The following is a 352-nucleotide window of genomic DNA, read 5'->3' on the forward strand; positions in this document are numbered from 1 at the left end:
CCCCGGCACCACCGCCGAGTGGTGCGCCAAGTCCGGCCTGGACACCACCATCGACAACGTCTCCTGCGACTCGGCCTCCACCGACCGCGTGATGATCAACGCCTACCGCTGGGCCCAGGGCGCCGAGACCTACGGCGACGCCATACACGCGTACCGCCAGATACTCATCAACCACGAGATCGGCCACCGGCTCGGCTTCAACCACGTCAGCTGCAGCCGTGACGGTGGGCTGGCGCCGGTGATGCAGCAGCAGACCAAGTTCCTGTCCATGGATGGGATCACCTGCAAGGCCAACCCCTGGGCCTACCCCAACTGACCCGCGCCTCCCTGGCCGGTCAGCACGCTGAACGGC

General features: G+C 67.3%; 1 protein-coding gene. It reads left to right on the plus strand.

Annotated elements, in window-relative coordinates; translation table 11 throughout:
* Positions 1 to 316, plus strand: a 316-nt coding sequence (locus HTV45_RS33500) for a DUF3152 domain-containing protein (RefSeq protein WP_215209643.1), incomplete at its 5' end; no start/stop codon positions are given.
* Between the last annotated feature and the right edge of the window lie 36 nt (positions 317 to 352).

The sequence above is a fragment of the Streptomyces sp. CHD11 genome, from assembly GCF_018638295.1.
Taxonomy (GTDB): domain Bacteria; phylum Actinomycetota; class Actinomycetes; order Streptomycetales; family Streptomycetaceae; genus Streptomyces.